Below are 22,199 nucleotides of genomic sequence, written 5' to 3' on the forward strand. Positions count from 1 at the left end.
CGATAACCGTTATGCCGGGCGTAGAATCTCAGCACAGCCACGCATTTCCTCATACAATAAAATATGACAAAGCATAGCTATCGGCAAAGAGGAACTATGGCAATTCAATCGACAATCACGCTGAACAACGGCACGGTTATTCCACAGGTGGGCTTGGGCGTATTCCAGACGCCGGATGGCGATACCACGGTGAATGCGATGCAGACTGCGTTGGAGAACGGTTATCGTCATATTGACACGGCGATGATCTATCGTAATGAGGCTTCAGTGGGCGAAGGTATCCGTCGTGCCGGATTGCCTCGTGGCGACTTCTTCGTGACTACCAAGCTCTGGAATGACGATATTCGCGCCCATCGCGGCAAGGATGCATTTCAGGCAAGCCTGGATCGCCTTGGGCTAGATTATGTGGACTTGTATCTGATTCATTGGCCGGCCGATGGATGGCAACAAGCGTGGGACGACCTGCAGGAGATTTATGCCTCCGGCCGAGCGAAAGCCATCGGTGTCAGCAACTTCCAGAAGCACCATATCGATGAGTTGCTTGCCAACAGCGACGTGCTACCCGCCGTAGATCAGATTGAGTCCTCCCCGCAGTTCACCAATCATGAGTTGATTGGACAGCTACGTTCCAAGGGCATTGTCGCTGAGGCATGGAGCCCGCTCGGTGGCACCGGAGGCAATCTGCTGGGCAGCCCGGTTCTTGCTGAAATAGGCGCCAAGTATGGCAAGTCCGCAGCTCAGGTGGTGATTCGTTGGCACATCCAACGCGGCGTCGTCGTATTGCCGAAGTCCACTCATGCCGAACGCATCAAGCAGAACTTCGATGTTTTCGATTTCAACCTGACGTCTGAGGATATGACAGCCATTACTGCACTCAACACCGGCAAACGCAACGGTGCGGATCCGGATAATTTCGATTTCTGATCCATACGCTGCACAATACGCAAAAAGGGGATTGATTCCCCATGACGAGGAATCTCCTTTTCCATCAAAAAAAGATTGCGGACCGTCCTCCCCTATTAGGAAAGACGGTCCGCAACATTTCGTAACGGATATAACGCAATACGTTAACGCCGGATGGATCCCTTGAATGGCTTATCCGGAGATAGCGCGACACGTCCCATATCAGTCCCCAGAACGTTCAGCGTAATCTCCGTGGGCTTCGAACAGCGCAACGTATATTCCACTGTCTGATCCGTCCATGTCGCATCCACTTGGATTCCGCCTCTTGCGCGGAGCGCATGGAAGGTTCCCTCATGCCAATCCTCCGGCAGGGCCGGAAGAATGCGAATCCAGCCATCGTGGCTTTGGACAAGCATCTCCGACAAGGCCGCTGGGAATCCAAGGTTCCCGTCGATCTGGAACGGCGGGTGAGCGCATAATCCGCTGTCGTACACGCCTCCGCCCAACAGATTGGTTTCAGCGTTCGCATCCACCGGCCGCAGGAACATGCCTATGATTCGTTTGGCATGCTCCGCATCACGCAGGCGTGCCCACATGATCATGCGCCATACGATGCTCCAGCCGGAACCATCATCGCCACGCACTTCGAGGGATTTCCTAGCGGCTTCCTCCAGGTGCGGAGTCTTAGACGTGATGCCTGCACCAGGATGCAGTTCGTAAAGGTGGGACAGATGACGGTGCTGTGGATCGGATTCGATGAATTCGTCGTTCCATTCGAGGATTCTTCCATCAGCTCCCAATCGCGTTTCAGCCAGTTGGGAACGGACGTATTCCGCTTCACGGACCAGATCTCTGTCCTCTTCGTCAAGGTTTTCCAAATCGTGAGAAGCCTGAATTAAATCATCAAGCAGATTACGCACGATGGCCGTGGCATTCTCACTGCTTTGTGCAACGGATACCGGTTCTCCGTTCACCAAGAAACAGTTCTCCGGTGATGTTGCAGGGGACGGGGCCAGTCCATGCTCTGTCTCCGATAGGAAATCCATGCAGAATCGCGCGTTGTCCCGCATGATCGGCCAGATGCGGGCCAGGTACGATGCATCCTGGTTGAACAGATATTCATCGAACAGGTTCCGGCACATCCATGCCTGACCGAACGGCCAGAACGACCACATCGGGTCGCCGTTCGCAGGAAGGGCCCTGCGCCAGAGATCGACATTATGGAAGACCGCCGATCCTCGGCAGCCAAGAATCCTGTCAGCGGCGTCGCGCCCCGGCGCTAGCAGCTCCTCATTCATGGAGACGAGCGGCTCGATGAGTTCTTGGAGGGCGCATGGGCCTGTCATCCAATAGTTCATCTCGACGTTGATGTTCGTCGTGTAGGCGCTGTACCAGTTCGGGAAATCCTTATGGTTCCAAATCCCCTGCAGATTCGCCGGCTGGGTGTGTGGCCTGGATGAGGAGATAAGCAGATACCGGCCGAAATCGAACATTGCCTCTGCCAGCATCTCCAGACGATGCGATTCTTTGTTCTCATCCGAGCGAAGGATCGCCGAGAACAGTAGTTCCGCATCATCAGCATGGGCTGAACCGAGATGGATGGCCACCCTGTCGAAATATCTGCGGTAGTCCGCGATGTGGCGGTCGAGCATGGTCTGCAGGTCAGTCGACCACTCGTCAATGGTTTTCTCCAGATGGTCGGCGATAACCGTCATGCTTCGTTCCGGCTGCTGGTCGCTTCCCTTGAATCCGCTCATACTGCGGAAGCGGAGCGATAACCCGGTGATGTTCGAACATTGCAGACTGTTGTCGCCCACGTTGATGTCGCCACCTGTTACGGTAAGGGAGAACGCACCGGCGTACGCCATTCCGGTTCCGTCCTGCTCATCTTCCCAAGGATTTTCGGAAGGGTGAGGCAGAAGTCCGATGTTGAGTCCAGGCATCCGACCCATGACGATGAGGGTAGCCCGATGGCCGTCGGATACCGTTTCCAACGAAGCGCGTGATTGCTTGAGGAAAGTGCCGGAGACACTGATATTCACATCAATCGGCGCATCCGATGACATCCTGTAGACCAACAGGTCATCAGGCTCGCTGCACCATGCGTCGACATGAACGTTGGCATCACCCATCTGGAACGTTTCACCGGTGAGCGCCCTTGCAAGATCCAGCTGGCGTTTCATGCTCTCACGGCCGTCTGCAGAGGTCGAGTACTGAATACGGGCCGTTCCGAATGGCTCGTAAATCTGCTCGTCTTTTTCCTGCAGTGTGGCTTCCTTGATGATTCGCGTGGCGGTGGCGTAATCGTCATGCAACGACGCCTGGCGCGCCTTGGCCACAATCTCCGGCGTCACCGGCGAGGTTTCCGCGTGTGGATATCCTGACCAAAGGGTGTCGTCGTTGAGATACAGCACGTCGGTTTCCGGTTCGGAGCACAGGACCGCTCCCATGCGTCCATTGCCGAGTGGGATGCCTTCTTCCCAGCACGAAGAGATTCCATCGAATGTGAGTTTCATGCGTAAAGTCTCCTTGGCAGATTTGCTTATTTGAGAATGCTCTGGATATTGCGGTACTGTTCGTCGGTCAGCTGCACGGCGGGTTCATGGATGGACGTGTCGATTGGCAGTCCCTTCGCCTTGACCGCGCCCTTGATGGCGCTGATGAACAGGTCGGCAGTGTCGTACAGGCGCATCAGATAGGAAATGCGTTCAGCCGATTTGATGGCCATGGCGTAATCACCGGACTGCCATGCATGATGCAGGCTGACGAAAGTCTCCGGCTCCACATTGGTCAATCCGCACAGCACGCCATTGCCGCCGCTGATTCGGTTGACGGTGTAGTATTCGTCGAATCCGGACAGCACGCTGAACGATGGATTCACCTTACGAACGGCAGCGATGACCTTCCTGGTGTGGCTGATGGTGTCGACGGTGTCTTTGACGCCGATGATGTTCTGGTTCTCCGCTGCGAGATCCGCCACCAGCTCGGGTGTGAGGTCGTTGCCCGTCCTGGCTGGGAAGTTGTACAGAATGACCGGCAGCGTCGTTGCCTTGGCCACCGCAGAGAAGTAACGCTTCGCGCAATCCGAGGATGGTCCGAAATAGTACGGGGATACTGCAACCAATGCATCGGCTCCGGCTACTTCGCTTTCCGCCGCCAATGTTCTCACATTGTCTAGGTTGGTGTCTCCCACTCCGACGAGCACCTTCATGCGTCCGGCGACTTTCGAAACTGCGAAGCGCACTGCTTCTGCCTTCGTCTTGACGTCGATGGCGTAGAATTCTCCGATGCTACCGAACAGCAGCACACCGTCGATGCCCGCATCGATGAGATGATCAAGGTGCTTGCCCCAATTGTCGTAGTCAATGGTCCCATCCGCGTTCGTGATGGTGATGGAGGGGCAGAACACGCCTTCGAACTGGGCGTTGCAAGTCATGATATTTTCCTTTCGACGATATGGTAGGCGTTTCGCGCGTTATTGAGGAAGAAGTCGTCATTCCCTGCGAAACGGTTAAGCAGGATTGACAGATGACTGTCGAAATCGGCGTATAGACCGACGACAGGCCAATTCGACGCATACAGCAACCGCTTGTTAGAGAACGCGGCTTGTGCGAGATCGAGCAGGGTTGAGACGAATCGTGGGTCATCGGTTGGATACCCCGATACCTTGACGTATACGTTTGGCAGCTCTCCGAGCCTATGCAGGGCATCGGACGAGGATTCGAGATTGTGAAGATCGGATATGTTGCCCATATGGTCAACGATGACGATTGCTTCGGGCACCTGCTCACAAGCCTGAGCGAGATCGCCAAGTTCATCCACCCTTACGCATGCGTCGAATGGCATGTTCTTATCGGCCATAAGCTGCAAACCGCGGATGAAGTCATCTTGCAGGCACCGTCCCCGCGGCGATGCCGGCGTATGCAATGGCTCACGAACGCCATGCGCGTACAGCGGCACGCGCATGGCCGGCCCGACGGTGGACCGCATAGATGTTGCCAACAGCAGAGGATCATGGTTTTCGGACAGCAGCCGATCTTCCAATGACGTATCGTCCGTGTCGACTTCCACATACACACCGCCGATGAAATTGACCGCAACGTCTGGGTGGTGCTCATTGTATGAGGCATAGGCGTGTTTGAGGCAGTCCATGTCGTAACGGCGGGTGATGGACCCATCCGTACCGTCGAGCCATGAAAGCGGTTGGACGGATGGATCCCAGATATGGAAATGCGAATCGATGATCCTCTGCATGTCGCACGTCCTAGTCGAGTGCCCTATCGAGGTGGACGTATCCGCCGTCGGGGAAGACCCATTGTCCGGTGGTGTGCGAAGACCTGTCGGACAGAAGGAAAGCCACGGTGTCCGCGATTTCCGAAGTCTCGGTCATGCGGTGGCCGAGAGGAATCCTGTCGGTGATCTTCGCCAACTGCTCACGCTGCGCCTGCTCGTCGCCGAACGTCTTGATCCATTGCGCGTACAGCGGCGTCCATGCTTCGGCCACGACGACGGCATTGACCCGAACCTCGGCCGGGGCGAGGGCGGCGGCCCACTCGCGGGTCAGGCCCAGAATCGCACCTTTCGCTGCGGCATAGGCGCTAGTCTTGCCCTGACCGGTCAATGCGGTCTTGGAACCGATATTGACCACCGAGCCCTTGCTGGCCTTGAGTGCTGGCACGCACTGATGAACCAGCTCGTAATAGTGGGTCAGATTGCCGTGAAGAGACTCCTCGAACTGACGCCATGACGTGGTCTCGAGCGCGAGGTTGTCGTTTCTGCCGGCATTGTTGACCACACCATCGATATGGCCGTATTTCTTCATGACCGATTCAACAATGGGGGCGATCTCATCGGTGTTGTTCAGGTCAATCAGATAGGTGCCATACGAATCGGTGATCTGTTCGATATCCTGTCGGAATTCGTCGTCGGCACCATCCGAACGATTCAGCACCACCGGAATGGCACCTTCTTCGGCCAGTCGCAGCGTTATGCCCTTGCCGACGCCTTTGAATCCTCCGGTGACAATAATCACCTTGTTCTTAAGATGCAGGTCCATCTCAGGTCCTTCCGACTAGTCCTTGTGCAGGTACTTCATGCATTCGTCGAGCTTCATCTCCGTGCCGTTGCCCGGAGCGAGCGGCGCGACGTATCGTCCGTTCTTGATGACGGTCGGATGTACGAAATACTCATGCTGGTTGTCCACGTATTCGACGACGCGGTCCTCCATCTCGCCAGAGACGGACACGTAATCGAACATCGCAAGCTGGCTGATGGCTTCGCACAGGCCGACACCACCCGCGTGAGGGCAGACCTTGACGCCGAACTTCTTGGCGAGCAGGTATTCGAGGACGATTTCCTGGGGGCCGGCGACTCGGGTCGCGTCAATCTGCATGACCTTGAAGCTGCCAGCCTGCAGGTACTGCTTGTACATGACTCGGTTCTGCATCTGTTCGCCGGTGGCCACCGGAATCGGATCGATGGCCTTCTGGATTGCGGCATGGCCAAGAACATCATCCGGGCAGGTCGGTTCCTCAACCCACGCGAGATCGTAGTCCTTGAATTTGCCGATCCATTCAATGGCCTGTGGCACATCCCAGACCTGGTTGGCGTCTACGGCGATGGCGATGTCCGGGCCGACCGCTTCACGGGCGAGCTTGAGCCTGCGCAGATCGTCTTCGAGGTTTTGACCGACCTTAAGCTTGATCTGCTTGAAGCCCATGACCTCGGTCTCTTGCTTGGCCAAACGGACCATCTTCTCGTCGGAATAGCCGAGCCATCCAGCTGCGGTTGAATATCCCGGATAGCCGACTTCCTTGAGGTGGGCGATGCGTTCCGCCTTGCCTTCCTGGGCGGCACGCAGAATCTCGAGGGCTTCCTGCGGAGTGAGGGCATCGGTCAGGTAGCGGAAGTCGAGAGTCGCAACGAGCTCTTCGGGCTCCATCTCGGAAAGGAGCAGCCAGAGCGGCTTGCCGGCGCGCTTGGCTTTGAGGTCCCACAGAGCCGAAAGCACGGCACCGATTGCCATATGCTCGACACCCTTCTCAGGGCCAAGCCAGCGTAGCTGCGAATCGCGCACGAACATATCCCATGCGAGACGCATGCTGTCGAGCAGTTCCTCGACGTTGCGTCCGATGAGGGTTTCGGACATGGAGTCGATGGCTCGGACGACGACATCATTGCCGCGGCCGATGGTGAAGACGAATCCGTTGCCGGAATCACCGGCATCCGTGGCGATGACAACATAGGCAGAGGAATAATCCGGATCGGGGTTCATGGCGTCGGAGCCGGAGAAGGTGGCCGATGTCGGGAATCGGAAATCATAGGTGGTGACTTTGGTAATAACGCTCACGATGCGCTTCCTTCTTTGGAAAAATGTTTAATCTCAAAAAGGGAGGGCGGCCATTCGGCCGCCCTCCCTAGCGGTGGCGGGCAACCGGATGTCAGTCGGCGTCAGTGGTGACCTTAAAGCCGTTGTCTTCCGCGTATGCCTTGAGCTTCTGCTGAGCCTTGGCCATGGCGCCTACCAGATCGCCGTTCTCATTCATCTCCGGCACGATGACGTCGTTGAACACGACCTCCACCTGAGACATGAACGGGAGATACTCCCAATCGGTATTGACGTTATCCATGGAATCGAAATAGACCGAGTTAACGTCCGTATTCGCGAAGTATCCATCGGTTTCTTTCTTCTCGCGCACCGTCTTATCGTCCTGATAGACGGAAGCCGCCATGAAGTAATTGCCGCTGTTGGTATCCTGCCAAGACTGGATGGCGTCCGGAGCGGAATCGAGCCAGTTGATAAAGGCAAGGGCTGCTGCTTGCTTTTCCTTCGGGCATGCCGCAGCCACGCTCATCATGGAGCCGACGGAGGAGGACTGGAAATGCTGGTTGTTCCAGGATGGCGGAGTTGTGACCACCATCTTTCCCTTGAGGCTCGGGTTCTGGTCCTTATACATGTTGCCCATCCAGTTTTCGCTGATGAAGGTGGCATAACGGCCATCGTTGACCGAACGGTTGAACTCGTCAGTGTAGACGGTACCGCCTTCAAGGACGCCATCCTTCAGGCACTTCTGCAAGAATTCCGTGAATTCCCTTGCTTTTCCGCTGTTCATAGTCAGTTCGACGTCGTTCACGGAATTAACCTTCCACAGACGCGCTCCAACGGAGCGGTAGAGGTTGGTGAAGATGGAGATGTCAGATCCCAGGATTCCCATATACTTGTTGGAATCTTCTTTGTGGAGCTTCACGCCCTCGTTGTAGATATCTTCCCAGCTTTCTGGCACCTGCAGGTTATGTTCGTCCAGGATATCCTTTCGCACATAGTTGGCCAATGGCGTGGCATCCTGTGGCACACCGTAAAGGCCGCCGGCGTAATGCACCTGAGCCCATGCAGTCTTGGTGTACAACTTGCTCCATGCCTTGTCGATGCTGTCGTTGGCAAAATTCAGCAATGCGCCCGAAACCGCAAACTGCTGGAATTTATTAGCGCTCATCTGTACAACGTCGGGGATGTCTTTATTGGCCTGAACGACATTCTGGAACTTGGTGAAATGGTCGGCAGCGGCACCGGTGTTGACAAATTTAATCTTGATATGCGGATACTTCTCCTCGAATGCCTTGACGGTAGGCTCCATCTGCTTGGCGGAATAGGCCCAAACGGTCAGTTCGACGTTCTTCGACGTATCGGTCAGAGCGCTTTCCACTTCCTTCGCGGTCACTTCGCTCTTAGCCTGGCTTCCGTTAGTGTCGGAACCACATGCCGAGATCCCGGCCGTCATTGCCAGCGCCGCGATAGCGGCCACAAGCCTGACACTCTTCTTCTTCATGATTACTCCTTTGTGTGTCATGAATTACTATTTTGTTGTTTTTTCAAAAGGACGGATGCCGCACGGTCACCAAGGCAACGAATGGGTGATCGTAGGGACCGTGCGGCCGAGGGTTCACTGCTTGACAGAACCGGCCGCGAGGCCAGACTGCCAGTACTTCTGCAGGAACATGAATGCAATGATCAACGGAACAACTGCGATAAGCGAGCCCGTGATGATGAGGTTGTTCGGAACCTGACCGTTGGCAGTTCCCTGGGCACCCATCTTCAGCCACATGTTCAGACCGACTGTCAACGGGTAGTCGTTGGTGTCCGAGAGCATGATCAGCGGCAGGAAGTAATTGTTCCAGACGCCAACCAGCGTGAACAGCAGTACAGTGACGAAACCTGGAGACAGCAGCGGGAAACCGACCTTCCAGAAGATGGTCCAAGTGCTTGCACCGTCCAGTTTCGCGGCTTCAATCAGCGAGACCGGAATCGAGGTCTGCGCATAGATGATCATCAAATACAAGCCGAACGGCGTAGCCAGCTGCGGAATAATCACGGCCCATGGAGTGCCGACCAGACCGATCTTCGAGTACATGAGGAACAGCGGCACGGTGATTACCGTAGAAGGAATTGACATGAATGCCAAAGTGACGGCCAGCAGGGCGTTACGTCCGGGGAATCGCATGGTGGCGATGGCATACCCAGCGAAAGTGGCAATGATGGTTGCACCAACACCTGCGACCGCTGCGTACATGATCGTATTAAACAGCCAGCGGGTATAGGCGCCATTCTGGTAGGCGAATGTGTCTTGCACGTTCTGCCAGAACACATTCTTGTCATCGAACCACAGACCAAAAGAGCTGAAGATGCCCTCACTGGTCTTTGTGGAGGAGAAGATGACCCACAGTAGCGGCACGAGGCAGTAGATGACCATCAAAACCATAATGATGTGCAGCAGCCAGTTGAGCACACGCTGCTTGCCGGTCAGCTTCGGAGCCGGCTCACGTCGCTGCATGCGCTTGTAACGCTTGCTTGCCTTAAGCGCCAGTTTGGCGTCTCTGCGCTGCAGCGACTTGGAACGTGGTTTTGCGATTGCTTCACTCATCACTTGTTCTCCCACTTGTTGCCGATAATCTTAACGACGGCGACCAAGGCCATGACGATGATGCCGACGACCAGAGAGACGGCAGCAGCATAGTTGACGTTCTGACCATTGAATGCGAGGTTGTAGGTGTAGATGTTCGGCGTATAGCTGCTGTTGATCACGTCCGGGGCAGAAGTACGCAAGATGTTCGGTTCGTTGAACAGCTGGAGCGTGCCGATTACAGAGAAGAGGACTGTCATCACGATGGTGCTCTTAATCTGAGGAATCTTCACGGACCAAGCGATGCGCAGCTCCGAAGCGCCGTCAATACGGGCAGATTCGTACAGGTCGTTCGGAATGCCGATCAGTGCAGAATAATAAATCAGCATGTTATAGCCAAGGAAGCACCAAGTGCAGATGTTTGCGATGGCGAATAGCATGAGCTGCTTCGACAGCATATTAGGAGCCGTTACGTCAAGCATGCCGGCGATTTGTCCAAAAAGACCATACTTATCGCCGTAAATGTATCCCCACATCAGCGCTGCAATGACGCCTGGGACGGCATAAGGCAGGAACAGCAGAATTCGCGGCACTGCGATATGGCGGATTCTCTGGGAGTCCAAGATAAGCGCCGCTACGAGGGACAGAATCAGATTCATCGGAATCTGAATCGCCGCGTAAATCAGCACATTCTTAAAGCCGCCCCACAAAGCCTCATCCTTGAACGCTCGGATGAAATTGTCGAAGCCCGCGAAGGTGGTGCCACCGAGAAGGGACTGCTTGAAGAAGCTGAGATAAAGCGCGTAGAACATCGGGATGATCATGCCGAACAGGAAGACCACCACGTATGGAAGACAATACAATATGCCTATGTACTCGCGCTTCGGCTTGCGCATCCCGGAAGTATCCGGTTTCGCCGTTGCATTTGTCATAGTTTTTCTCTTTCTTCTTAACCCGTCTGAATGAGCCTGCCAACAACGTCGTTGCCATTGCCGTTTCATCCATCGGTACGTTCTTCAATATACAAGGCTTAAAAAAAAAGCAAATAAAACTTCATTGCGCGTGGCGAAATTTTCGTTATCTTGTTTTCCCGCCTTAGAGGGGCTTTATTGCAACGATATGCACAAATCGCACTCATCGAAGAAACAGCAGCCAATCCATGGCTACAGCATCCATCTCCGCTATATAGGCAGCAACACGCTGATAGAAAAGCTGTTCTAGAGTAGCGAAAATTTCTCTACTCTATATGTAACGTTTTTTGCAGCGTCGCGTACGAAAAGAGAAGGGTCATGACCACAATCAAAACAGCAAATAGACCGAAGGTCTCCGATATCGCCCAAGCGGCGGGAGTATCCCCTGCCACCGTGTCCAAGGTCATCAACGGCCGTGATGGAGTCTCCGACGAGACCCGCGATAGGGTGGAACTGCTCCTCGAAGAAGCCGGATTCCGCAAAAAACTTCCCACAACCAAAACCATGCGGTCAATCGAACTGGTCGTCAACGAAATGACCAACAACGGATCCGTGGAGATGGTCAAGGAGACAACTTCATACGCCAGAGATTTTGGCATCGGCATCACCGTAAGCTGCGCCGGACCAGATTTCAAAGAATACGCAACGAGAAACGAGACCAGCAACTGTCTCCGTAGCGCCATCGAACGCAACCCATTAGGCGTCATACTCCTCTTATCGAATATCTCATCGGCTGAGGAATCGCTACTGCAGACGAGGAACATCCCATATGTAATTGTCGATCCGGTCGGACAGGTCTCCGCTGACGCATTGGGGGTGGGCATTGATAACTGGACCGGGGGGAATGCTTGCCACGCAATATCTCATATCATTGGGGCACCGACGAATCGCCGTCATCACCGGCCCCACCAATTCACAATCCTCGCAAGCGCGACTTAGCGAGTACATGGCGGCGCTGCAGAAAAACGGCATCAGCGCGGATCCGCATCTCATCAAGGTTGGCGACTACGTATCCGACAAGGCATACAAGGCGGCATGCGATCTCCTTGAAATGAGGGAACAGGACCGACCGACCGCCATCTTCGCGTTCAACGATCTCGGCGCGATCAACGTCTATCGCGCCGCCCGACAGCACGGCATCAGTCTGCCAACAGTTATCGATCATCGGTTTCGACGATGTCGATCCTGCGGCAAGCATGTGTCCGTCTTTGACGACCATCAGGCAGCCATTCGACCTCATCGCCAGACAATGCATCGATCTGATTCTCGAAGCACGGGAGGGAAAGGTGGAACAGAATTACTTCATTCTTCCCACGCAGCTCGTCGAACGCGAAAGCTGCGTATCTCCAGCACAGCGGTAGTGCGTCAGGAGCATTTCACCCATTCGCCATTCTCGGCATTTATCCCGTTTATCCCAGTTGACGATATGGACCAGGCGAAGAACATCAGAGACAATGGAAAATCCGCCATTACGGGTACTACCCTTTCCACGAAGCACCCCTGCATATGCAATATGCCTCCGTCACAAGCATTTATTTCTGTTTACCAGATGAAGATACAAAAGAAGCGATGAAACTGACGAGATTTCACATCAGAGGTATGCCTACAATGAAGCCACAACAGAAAAACGGCTCCGCACGAAGCATGAACCAACAAACGAAACGACGAGCCGCGTGAAAGGAAGAAAAAATGCAGAACAACACCTTCGACCAGATCGCCAACGCCAACACCGTTTCCATGGATGCCGGCCTCAGCCAGTTCGCCTTCGCCAAGGCCTCCTCCACCTTGTTCAAGAAGGTTTTCAGCAAGTAAGATTCCTAAAGGTCTTTATCAAACGCCTCGGCTGCTGTGATGAACCGGTCCAGCAGCCGAGGCGTTCCCATATATATGCTCCTGTAATGCGAGCAAAGACCTCCCCGCCCGCGTCGCCCGGCCCTAGACTGTGGCCGGCGGCAGCGCACGGAACGGGCCTCGTATGATTTTTTTTTGGGGGGGGGACATGGACGAGCCAGCGGATGGGCGCGGGAGCACCGGATTCCGATATGACAACAAATGGTTCGAGACCGCCACGCTTGCATTATTGTATCTTACAGGATACAATAGTGCATGTGGAAATCCAACAAACCGACCAGTTCCGCAAGTGGTTGCACAGACTGCGCGACCATGCCGCCAAAGCGCGGATCGCTGCCCGGATCAGACAGTGTGCACTGGCGGGACAACCGGTCGGCGATATGCACCCGGTCGGTAAAGGCGTGAACGAATTGCGTTTCTTCTTCGGCCCAGGCTACCGCGTCTACTTCGCCCAGAAAGGCAATCAAATCATGTTGCTGCTCGCCGGCGGGGACAAGACCGGACAGGACAAGACCATAAAAGAGGCACAGAAAATGCTCGAATCACTTATCAAGGAGGGACAATGGTAAACATCAGCAATTTTGATGCCAGCGAATACATCGAAAACGAAGAAGACGCCATCGCATACCTCAACGCCGCCGCGGAAACCGGCGACCCGGCGCTTCTGCAGGCCGCCATCGGCGACATAGCCAAGGCGCGTGGCATGGGCCAAATCGCCAAGGAAGCCGGAGTCGGCCGCGAAAGCCTCTACAAAAGCCTCAACAAAGAAGGCAACCCAAGTTTCCGCACCATCGTCAAGGTCGTCGATGCACTTGGAGGCCGACTTGTCATCGAACCCTTGCCCGCCACGGCATGAAAGGCTTCCATCATTTTCATGCTGCCTGTCAACTGTGGCAGTCATGCTGACTACCAGAGTCTTTGTTGCTCATCTTCGTAAATATTATTCTGATACTGATGCTCCTGCTCGTCCCACATGGGATCAGCCTTTGCAGCCCACACCGGAAAAACGATTCTACAAACAGCATGATCCTGTAAATCATTAATCTCATCCTGTCCGCCGCAGCTATGCTCGTCATTGCACCATCGCTCATCGCGTTCTTCATTTTCCAGCGTCAGTTCATCAGCAGCTTTATGATGTCCGGCATTAAATGATATCGAGTGCCTACGCGCCGACCAGTTCAAGCATCTGCGGAATGCTCTTCTTGCCGAACTCGACCCGTCGCGTGCCGCCGGCCTGCAGAACACGGGCTGATTTCCGGCCGACCGACCGCTTGACGAACGGGGAGGTTCCGTGCCGATTGACGGCGCGCGCCTCCCCGCTCGCGTCATACGGCCCTAGACTGGCCGGCGACGGCATCAAGGCGGAGGGCGATGCCGGAAACGAACGCCACATTTGCAAAGCGAATCCGGCTACAACCGATGACATTGGGAAGAAACATGGCATGGAAGATGCATCGGAAAAATTTTTCCGGCGAGAAATCCGCTTTGGCACCGAAAGCGGCTACCAAATTCCTTAAGGCGAGTAGATGCTATGTGGTTTTGGGCAAGGCCAGACGTGTGTTATGGTGGCTGGGATTACTATTGCTTTCACCAGCACTTATTTTGTGGGCGGAATGGGGCACCAATGGCGATGATGATACTATAATCTGCAGAGTTCTAACGTTCTCTTCCTCTTCGTGCATGAATTTAACTACGGCAACTGAGTATGTACGTAGACTTACCTTAGTATTGATTATGGGGGTAGTCTGCTGGATTGCGGCGCTTGTCATCTTTGGCGTGCGTTCATATATGCGATCTACGTATCCGGAACTTCGTGATCATTCCCCTTCCGCCTCGCATGTCCTTGTGGGAATCATATCGTTTCTCGTGCTGGTTATGGTCTTTCCCGTTCTTGTGATAACGCTACTTTCCGCTCTAATGACTCTATGACGTTTTACCAGAGGTGCATTGCGTGGAATGGCTGAATCATTCCACGCAATGCGATCACAACCATGATTGATTAACGGTTCGGATTTTCAAGAGATTCAGCATAGGATAATGCCAATATACCAGCCTCCGCTTGACTCGGGAGTCGGTCTGCATGTGACGCAATGAGCAGTGCTTTTTTACTTCCGGATACGTTATCGAATATTCCAAGATCGATTCCATCAACGAGCTTTCGAAATGCGATGACCAGGTTGTCCGCACTTCCCTTGAACCGGGACTGATAGAACCGTTTAATTCGATTCGTCTCGCTTTGCGCGAACATGTCCCGCATAGCGGTGGACAAAGACCTTTCGGAGGAATTGCTCTGCATGGACTGCGCCAGCAACCATGCATCACAGTCCGCGAGAACATCGCTGTAACCGAATCCCATACGGGCGTCTTGCTCGCCGAGATGAGTGTGCAGCCATGACGCCAGGTCCTCTTCCGGGGCATTCGCCAGGTAGCTTCCCCGGATCTGCAACAAATCCAGGGCCCATCCGCCCAGATCACCGAGACCTAGGACCGGCGCCGCCGCCCACTCACTGTGAACCCGATCCACTCCAACAGAGGAAAGACGCAATGCACAATCCTGCAGGCATCAGCTCCAAGCCACCCAATGATGCTCATTGACCTTGCGTAACTCCGGTACCTGCCCGTCACGAATGTCATGCGCATACGATCTTCGAACCGCAAAGGGTTCGGAATCCGACTTCCGCAGAGCATGCCTCCCCTTCGGATTCGCTGCAGGAATCGCATCCAAAAGCTCCTTCGTATAAGGGTGTATCGGATTGGAGAAGATCTCCTCTCGACTTCCGACTTCCACAATCACACCCAGATACATGATCATCAGCCGTGAGCACAAATGCTCCACAACACTGAGATCATGCGAGATGAACATGAAAGTCGTGCCTCGCCGCTCCTGCAGATCACTGAAAAGATTGATGATCTGCGCCTGCACGGATACATCCAGTGAAGCCACAGGTTCATCGGCCACCACGAAATCCGGCTTCAAACCCATCGCCCGAGCAATGCCGATACGCTGCCGCTGACCGCCCGAGAACTCATGTGGATATCGATCCAAGGCATCGGCATCCATGCCGCATAGCCGCAATACATCCGCCACCCGATCACGCACGTTCGTCTCGTCGGCGAGCCCATGCTCGAGCATCGGCTCGCCAATCGCCGTGATGATGGGTAGACGAGGATTCAGGGAACTATATGGATCCTGGAAGATGTACTGCATCTGCGGGCGCAGATCACGCAGACTATCGCGGTCCAGATCGAATATATTCCGTCCTCGAAACCTGACTTCCCCGCCAGTCTTGTTCTGCAGTCGGAGGACGGTCTGTCCCAAAGTCGTCTTACCCGAGCCTGATTCTCCCACCAAGCCCACTGCCTCTCCGGGAAATATCTCGAAACTGACGTCATTGACGCCACGCACTGTATGGGTAGTGCGAGAGAAGAAACCTTCTTGCGACACGAAGTATTTCTTAAGATGTTTGACCTCCACCAAAGGCTCATCCGGCTTCGTCAACACTGGCGGGCTTTCGCGGGAATCATTGCGCCCATGATTCCATTCTCCGTCCTCGGGCACCGGAGCATCATCGAGCACAGCCAAGGGATTCCCACCAGACAACGCCGAGAACCGAGGCGCCAGATCACGGACCGTGGGCAGGCGATGACGACGCTCGCCGATCATCGGACGAGTTTCCAGCAATGCCTTGGTATACGGATGCTGCGGATGGTCGAAGATACCATACACATCGCCGTGTTCCACGACCCTGCCCTCATACATCACCACAACGTAATCCGCCACTTCCGCAACCACGCCAAAATCATGCGTAATGAAGAGGATGGAAAGGCCTATCTCCTCCTTCAGTTTCAACAGCAGATGAATGATCTGAGCCTGGATGGTCACATCGAGCGCAGTCGTAGGTTCATCGGCAATCAGTAGTTTCGGCCCACAGCACAAAGCGATTGCAATCATCACACGCTGGGCCATGCCTCCCGATAATTCGTGCGGGTACATGTTCATGACGCGCTCGGGATTCGGTAATCCCACACGCTTCAGCCATTGCATGGAACGCTTCCAGGCAGATTCCCTGGAAGCACCGCTATGCACCTGTATGGTCTCGCTAAGCTGCTTGCCTACGCGCAGCACTGGATTCAATGAATGCATGGGCTCTTGAAAGATCATGGAGATTCCTTCACCACGCAGCCGCTCAAGATTCTTATGGTTGAGCGATAACACGTCGTGACCATCAAAGGTGATGGTTCCACCCACAATTCGTCCAGGCTCATCCACCAGATCAATCGTGGACATGGCGGTGACGGATTTTCCGGAGCCGGACTCACCCACCAAGCACGTCACCGAACCATGAGGAACATCGAAGCTCACATCATTGACTGCATGGCGAACCTCTCCTCCTTCCAGAGGAAAGTCAACACACAGATCACGCACGCGCAGCAACGGCTCATGCGTATCCGAACCATTTCTCGTATCGTAAACAATAGCCATGTCTCACGCCCTCTCATTCTTCGGATCGTAGATGTCGCGTAGCCGATCACCCAGGACATTGATGGCCACCACCGTAACGAATACGGCGACCCCTGGCGGGATCCAAAGCCATGGACGTTTCTGAAAGTCCATGAGGTTGGAAGCCGCCGCCATCATATTTCCCCACGACGCATTCGGCGGCACGACTCCAAGACCCAGAAAGCTCAATGTGGATTCCATGAGAATGCCGCCGGCGACGCTTAACGTGGTCTGCACAATCAACAGCGGCAGTACATTGGGCAGCAGATGATGGAGCAACCTCGACCTTGTGCTCAGGCCCAACGCCTCGGTGGCTTTCATATACAAACGCTCCCTTAATGAAAGCACTTCACCGCGGATCATGCGCGACATACCCGGCCAGCCGATAATCGACAACATGACCATCACCACATAGATGCGGGAACTCGCAGGAACCTTGAACTCCGAGAGCAATGCGGCCATGATGATCAATAAAGGCAAACTTGGAATCGACATCAGCAAATCCGCCATACGCATGATAACGGCATCGATCCATCCGCCAAAATAACCGGACGCAATGCCGATCGTGGCACCAAGCACCACAGAAAGGACCGTGGACGCCAATCCGATGGTCAAGGAAATACGACCGGCATACATCAATCGCGTAAGGATATCTCGCCCATAATCATCCGTGCCAAGCAGATGGTCCAGAGTAGGACCCTGTTCGGCATTGGGAACATCCAACTGGTTTTGCCCGTATGGACTGAATAAAGGCCCCAGAACACTGAGCACCAGTACGAGAACCAGCGTGGCGATGCTGACGGCCGCGGCACGTGTGTGCATCAACCGGACAAGATTGCGATACCATAACGGACGAACGCCAGAATTCTGCATCTTTCCCCCATTGACTGATCGCTGCGATCGTGATCGTGATTCACTGCGAAGTAGTTTCATGTCAATCCTGAACTTTCTGCGCCAACCGGACACGTGGATCCGCAGCGGCATACATGATGTCGGCCAGGAAATTGGCCAGGATCGTTAAAAACGACAGCAGAAGCGTACAAGTCATCAGCACCTCATAGTCGCGCGCGTTCAAGGCCGTTAGCTGAATGCTGCCGATACCCGGCCAATTGAATATCTGTTCGGTGATGATCGCGCCTGAGAACAATCCGGGAATCTCGAAGGCAAGCAGCGTGATAGCCGGCAACAAGGCGTTTCTCAACGCATGGCCGAAAACGACCGACCGCTCGGAGATGCCACGGGCGCGCGCACAACGGACAAAATCCATGCGCAGCACATCCAACATTCCGGAACGGAAATAGCGGGTCAACGAACCGGCTGAGAAGAACGCCAATAGTAGTGTCGGCATGATCATATGCCGCAATACCTCAAGAACATACGCGAAACCGGTGCTGTTCGACCCCGTATCGACCATGCCTCCGGTCGGCAGCCAACGAAGATCGACCGCAAAGAATTTGATAGCCAGCAGACCAATGAAAAAAGAAGGGAACGACAATGAGGCGAAGACGACAACAGTGACCAGTTTATCGACCAGAGAGTATTGATGAGTCGCGGAGAACACGCCAATGACCACGGCAACGGTCCACGCAATGACCACAGCGGCCAAAGCGACGATGAAGGAATTCATCATGTACGTCTTCAGGAGGCGCGTGACCGGCTCATTGTATTGCAACGACCATCCGAAGTCACCGTGAAAGACATTCTTCAGCCATATGAAGTAGCGGACGATGGTGGGCTGATCAAGTCCGTATAATGCTCGCAGCTCAGCCAGTCGGGCGGGTTTCAGCTTCCTGTTGCCCGAGAAGAAATCGCCGGGCATCAACGCAAAGAGGAAAAACACCAGGATGGAAAGCAGGAAAAGCATGAATACCATCTGGGCGAATCGTCGTAACGTATATCGCAACATGAACCGTATTTCCTTTCAGACATGGCCAACAATCACAGCGACGTATCCAAACACCGCAGAACGTTGTGGCCCCAAGCCAACCCACGCAAGGGGCCATGACGACGATGCATGCCGATCAGCGGTTATCCAACGCTTTGGACACGAAACGCAGCCGACCGCCTATTCGATCGAAAGCTTTGCGAGGACGAGCGCCGCATCGCTATTGCCGGTCGAATAGTTCTCAACACCCTTGACACGGGTGTTCCATGCCGCGATGGACTGCCGATAGCTCAATGGAATGGTGGGCGGATCATTGTTCAGAACCTTGTAAAGCTCCGCATAGATGGCCTTGCGTTTTGTCTTATCCTGAGTGGACAGCCCTTCCTTGGCGAGCTTGTCGGCTTCCTCATTGTGGTAGCCCGTGAGGTTGATGGACTTGTCGTGCGAGACGAATTCGGAAATCGCGTCGTTCGGATCCGACAAACCATTGGTGCGGAATCCGCCGATCAAATCCCAATCGCCGCCCTGCGTCCATCGTTCGACGATGGTGTCGCCATCGAGCACTTCAGGCTGGAAGTCAATGCCGATGGCTTTGTAGTTCTCCGTAGCAATCGGGATCGTCTCATCCGTGTCCTTGGAAGTCAGGTATCGGACGGTGAGCTTCTTGCCGTCCTTTTCGCGGATCCCGTCCGAGCCGGTCTTCCAACCAGCCTCGTCAAGCAGCTTACCCGCCTTGTCCGGATCGAACTTGTACTTGTTGACCCCCTTATCGGTGTACGACCATTGCGTAGGAGCGGCATACACATTCGCCACCTGACCGAATCCCTTATACGCCACGTTGATGATCTGCTGACGGTTGAGACCATAGATCAACGCTTGACGGACTCGCTTATCGTTGAACGGGGCCTTGAGATTATTGATCCAGATTTCACTCATATCCGGCACCGTGCTTTCGCGTACACTGGCGAAGCCAAGCTGTTTCAGTGCGTCAAGATTATCCTTGTCCGGGCTGAAACCATCAAAGTCAGTCTCTCCGTTCTGGAAGTTAGACAGCGCCGTATCCTTGGAGGTGACCTTAAAAATCAGATTCCTGATTTTCGGCTCGCCGCCATAGTAGTATTTGTTGGCAACATACCGCACTTCCTGACCATCCACATATTTAGACAGCTTGTAGGGGCCGGCACCCAAAGGCTTGCCGTACAGATCCTTCAGATAATCAAGGTGTCCGCGCTGGTAGTCCTTGCCGTAATATGACTTCGACAGCACCTGGCCGCCAAGAACGCCCAATGTCAGCGGATTCACTTTCGTGGTCTCAATGGTGATGGTCCGCTCGTCGATCACCCGGATGCCGGAGATGGAATCGGCCTTGCCCGACTTGTACGCATCAACGCCTTTGATGCCGATGTCAGAGAAATCACTACCGCCCGAGTAAGCCGGATCATTGAGCAGCGTCAGGCTGAAAGCCACATCATCTGCGGTCAGCGGCGACCCGTCCGAGAATTTCAGATTGTCGCGCAGATGGAAAGTGTACGTGAGCTGATCACTGGAGATATCCCATTTCTCGGCCAAGTCAGGAATATACTGTCCTGAATCATCAGTCACCACCAGACTTGCGAAAATCGGCTGTTGCGCGTTGCCATCCCAGCCATTGTCATTAAACCCCGGCAAAAACACACCGCTCGGCGAATTGATCGTGGCGATGAATGTGTCCTTACGACCATTGGCCTTGGCGGGGCTTTTACTTGGATCGCCCTTAACCACGACCTTGTTCAGGCTTCCGTCAACGATGGTTTCCGTGGATGCCGCATTACTGCCGCCGCTCGTGCCGCCACAACCAGCTACCAACAGCAATGCCGCCGCCGCGATCATAGCTACAAGATGCTTACGCATAATCCCTCCTTGCGTTGTACCAGGGATTCGTGTCACCGAAAGAATGTCAGTGCTCTTTCAATCCCCCGAACCGTGAATCCCTTACCTTGAGATACATCCACAATCCCTTTCTCGATGTATCTGTGCACAGTGTACGTAAGGCGGAAAGTAAACACTCGCTGTATGTACTCACCGTTTTTTATGGAAGGTCATCAGGATTCCTGATAGACAGGATTCCATGATGGTGATTTCGCAACGGGCTTCCCAACCCGTATCGCACGGCTCTGAAACGTCCGCAGAGCCGTGTTTACGCGCCGATCAATTCGAGCATCTGCGGGATGCTCTTCTTGCCGAACTCGACCCGCTGCGTGCCATCGGCCCGTGTGATGACGATGCAGGGCACGCTCATCGCGCCATACTGGTCCCTAAGCTCAGGGAAGTGCGCAACATCGTAGGCCTCGGCGCGCACGGCCCGTATCGTCCTTCTTGTACTCGCCATCGACCACCGTCGATTTCAGCTTGCCGCCAGACAACGTGACCAACGCATCAATGAATCCCCGCAGTTCCGTGGACAGCGGCGTATCATCCAGCTCCACCACGCCACGCACCAGATCCGTGGCGGGCACATATCCCGCGAACACGAACACGCCGAACGTGCCACCGTCAGCAGGCTTCCATGTTTCGGTCCGGCCGGTGGCCCGATTCAGGATCGAAGCTTCACGTAAACCGCCTTGCCCAGCAGTGACGCCTTGCAACTCGACTTGGTAACGCACGTCGATTTTCGGATTGTTTTTGGCTGCTGCGGCCACCGTGGCGTCGCAAGTGAAGTCCTGCTCCCGCACGAGAACGGTGACTTTGGAGGCGTATGTGGTCAGGAACACGGATTCCTCGGCTGCTGCGAACCCTCCACCGACCACCAGTACTTCCTTGCCGGCAAAGAACTCGCCATCGCAGGTGGCGCAGTAGGCCACACCGCGACCAGCGTATTCGGACTCCCCTTCAAACCCTAGTTTGCAAACCCTAGTTTGCGTGGGTTGGCACCGGTGGCGATGAGAATTTCGTTATACTTCCTGCTATTCCCCTCATGTGATTGCGGAGCAAGACAGGTTTTAGATTTGCGATTATGCGGCAAAGGATTGCAGATATGAGAAGACCCCGGGAGCCGTCAGGCTCGACCGGGGTCCTCATATTTTAAATTTGATGCGGCGGCGTGCTACTCTCCCACACCCTGTCGGGTGCAGTACCATCGCCGTGCCAGGCCTTAGCTTCCGGGTTCGGAATGGGACCGGGCGTCTCACCTGGGCCATGGCCGCCGCAAATCT

The 22,199-nt window shown here is 54.6% G+C and carries 20 protein-coding genes, 1 rRNA gene and 2 pseudogenes; 7 read left to right on the forward strand and 16 right to left on the reverse strand.

The features are described 5' to 3' along the window. Positions 1-96 precede the first annotated feature (96 nt). Positions 97-924: an aldo/keto reductase gene (locus NBH12_RS08070; RefSeq protein WP_250819345.1), complete on the forward strand. Its 828-nt coding sequence runs from the start codon at positions 97-99 to the stop codon at positions 922-924. Between the two features lie 143 nt (positions 925-1,067). Here NBH12_RS08070 and NBH12_RS08075 read toward each other — a convergent pair whose 3' ends face one another. The 8 genes from NBH12_RS08075 to NBH12_RS08110 form a co-directional block, all read right to left on the reverse strand. Beyond that, positions 1,068-3,419: a glycosyl hydrolase family 95 catalytic domain-containing protein gene (locus tag NBH12_RS08075; protein ID WP_250819346.1), complete on the reverse strand. Its 2,352-nt coding sequence runs from the start codon at positions 3,417-3,419 to the stop codon at positions 1,068-1,070. Between the two features lie 26 nt (positions 3,420-3,445). Then, entirely contained in the window at positions 3,446-4,339 is an 894-nt protein-coding gene (locus tag NBH12_RS08080) for a dihydrodipicolinate synthase family protein (RefSeq protein ID WP_250819347.1), read from the reverse strand. Next, positions 4,336-5,157, reverse strand: coding sequence for an amidohydrolase family protein (locus tag NBH12_RS08085; protein ID WP_250819348.1), 822 nt, complete (start codon positions 5,155-5,157; stop codon positions 4,336-4,338). The genes NBH12_RS08080 and NBH12_RS08085 overlap by 4 nt, the downstream gene beginning before the upstream one ends. Positions 5,158-5,167: 10 nt before the next feature. Further along, on the reverse strand, positions 5,168-5,959 hold the full coding sequence (locus NBH12_RS08090; RefSeq protein ID WP_250819349.1) for an L-fucose dehydrogenase: 792 nt from the start codon (positions 5,957-5,959) through the stop codon (positions 5,168-5,170). Positions 5,960-5,974: 15 nt separating this feature from the next. Next, the gene (locus tag NBH12_RS08095) at positions 5,975-7,252 is read right to left on the reverse strand and encodes an enolase C-terminal domain-like protein (protein WP_250819350.1); all 1,278 of its coding nucleotides are present in this window, start codon (positions 7,250-7,252) and stop codon (positions 5,975-5,977) included. Positions 7,253-7,343: 91 nt separating this feature from the next. Beyond that, on the reverse strand, positions 7,344-8,729 hold the full coding sequence (locus tag NBH12_RS08100; RefSeq protein WP_250819351.1) for an ABC transporter substrate-binding protein: 1,386 nt from the start codon (positions 8,727-8,729) through the stop codon (positions 7,344-7,346). Positions 8,730-8,843: 114 nt separating this feature from the next. Next, complete coding sequence (locus NBH12_RS08105) at positions 8,844-9,821, reverse strand: carbohydrate ABC transporter permease (protein ID WP_065504784.1); 978 nt, start codon at positions 9,819-9,821, stop codon at positions 8,844-8,846. Continuing rightward, complete coding sequence (locus NBH12_RS08110) at positions 9,821-10,732, reverse strand: carbohydrate ABC transporter permease (RefSeq protein ID WP_052792519.1); 912 nt, start codon at positions 10,730-10,732, stop codon at positions 9,821-9,823. Before NBH12_RS08110 ends, NBH12_RS08105 begins: the two co-directional genes overlap by 1 nt. A gap of 357 nt (positions 10,733-11,089) precedes the next feature. Between NBH12_RS08110 and NBH12_RS08115 the strand changes: the two genes are divergently transcribed. The 5 genes from NBH12_RS08115 to NBH12_RS08130 all read left to right on the forward strand — a co-directional run bounded on the left by NBH12_RS08115 (position 11,090) and on the right by NBH12_RS08130 (position 13,478). Then, the gene (locus NBH12_RS08115) at positions 11,090-11,710 is read left to right on the forward strand and encodes a LacI family DNA-binding transcriptional regulator (protein ID WP_226790714.1); all 621 of its coding nucleotides are present in this window, start codon (positions 11,090-11,092) and stop codon (positions 11,708-11,710) included. Further along, complete coding sequence (locus NBH12_RS08120; RefSeq protein ID WP_437124133.1) at positions 11,616-12,344, forward strand: substrate-binding domain-containing protein; 729 nt, start codon at positions 11,616-11,618, stop codon at positions 12,342-12,344. The genes NBH12_RS08115 and NBH12_RS08120 overlap by 95 nt, the downstream gene beginning before the upstream one ends. Positions 12,345-12,460: 116 nt before the next feature. Then, positions 12,461-12,583: a hypothetical protein gene (locus NBH12_RS10870; RefSeq protein WP_022244567.1), complete on the forward strand. Its 123-nt coding sequence runs from the start codon at positions 12,461-12,463 to the stop codon at positions 12,581-12,583. A gap of 296 nt (positions 12,584-12,879) precedes the next feature. After that, positions 12,880-13,191 (forward strand): type II toxin-antitoxin system RelE/ParE family toxin, encoded by a 312-nt coding sequence (locus NBH12_RS08125; RefSeq protein ID WP_052789775.1) that lies wholly within the window; start codon positions 12,880-12,882, stop codon positions 13,189-13,191. After that, entirely contained in the window at positions 13,185-13,478 is a 294-nt protein-coding gene (locus NBH12_RS08130; RefSeq protein WP_052789767.1) for an addiction module antidote protein, read from the forward strand. Before NBH12_RS08125 ends, NBH12_RS08130 begins: the two co-directional genes overlap by 7 nt. A gap of 50 nt (positions 13,479-13,528) precedes the next feature. Here the strand turns inward: NBH12_RS08130 and NBH12_RS08135 are convergent, their stop codons facing one another. Then, positions 13,529-13,804 (reverse strand): hypothetical protein, encoded by a 276-nt coding sequence (locus NBH12_RS08135; RefSeq protein WP_155465850.1) that lies wholly within the window; start codon positions 13,802-13,804, stop codon positions 13,529-13,531. A 116-nt stretch (positions 13,805-13,920) separates the two neighbouring features. On the opposite strand from NBH12_RS08135, the gene NBH12_RS08140 reads away from it, so the two are divergent. After that, positions 13,921-14,139 (forward strand): hypothetical protein, encoded by a 219-nt coding sequence (locus tag NBH12_RS08140; protein WP_250819352.1) that lies wholly within the window; start codon positions 13,921-13,923, stop codon positions 14,137-14,139. Between the two features lie 482 nt (positions 14,140-14,621). Here NBH12_RS08140 and NBH12_RS08145 read toward each other — a convergent pair. The 7 genes and pseudogenes from NBH12_RS08145 to rrf form a co-directional block, all read right to left on the reverse strand. Continuing rightward, a pseudogene (locus tag NBH12_RS08145) lies at positions 14,622-15,104 on the reverse strand (hypothetical protein); the annotation flags it as partial. An 81-nt stretch (positions 15,105-15,185) separates the two neighbouring features. Further along, a complete protein-coding gene (locus tag NBH12_RS08150) occupies positions 15,186-17,105 on the reverse strand; it encodes an ABC transporter ATP-binding protein (RefSeq protein WP_250819354.1) in 1,920 nt (639 codons plus the stop codon). Positions 17,106-17,108: 3 nt separating this feature from the next. Beyond that, complete coding sequence (locus NBH12_RS08155; RefSeq protein WP_164463545.1) at positions 17,109-17,996, reverse strand: ABC transporter permease; 888 nt, start codon at positions 17,994-17,996, stop codon at positions 17,109-17,111. Between the two features lie 61 nt (positions 17,997-18,057). After that, positions 18,058-19,029: an ABC transporter permease gene (locus NBH12_RS08160; protein WP_065465007.1), complete on the reverse strand. Its 972-nt coding sequence runs from the start codon at positions 19,027-19,029 to the stop codon at positions 18,058-18,060. A gap of 159 nt (positions 19,030-19,188) precedes the next feature. After that, entirely contained in the window at positions 19,189-20,898 is a 1,710-nt protein-coding gene (locus tag NBH12_RS08165; protein WP_052789772.1) for an ABC transporter substrate-binding protein, read from the reverse strand. A 560-nt stretch (positions 20,899-21,458) separates the two neighbouring features. Beyond that, a pseudogene (locus NBH12_RS11155) lies at positions 21,459-21,934 on the reverse strand (FAD-dependent oxidoreductase); the annotation flags it as partial. A 143-nt stretch (positions 21,935-22,077) separates the two neighbouring features. Further along, positions 22,078-22,194, reverse strand: a 5S ribosomal RNA gene (rrf, locus tag NBH12_RS08175). Between the last annotated feature and the right edge of the window lie 5 nt (positions 22,195-22,199).

The sequence above is a fragment of the Bifidobacterium sp. M3-N-101 genome, assembly GCF_023656805.1.
Classification (GTDB): Bacteria; Actinomycetota; Actinomycetes; order Actinomycetales; family Bifidobacteriaceae; genus Bifidobacterium; species Bifidobacterium breve.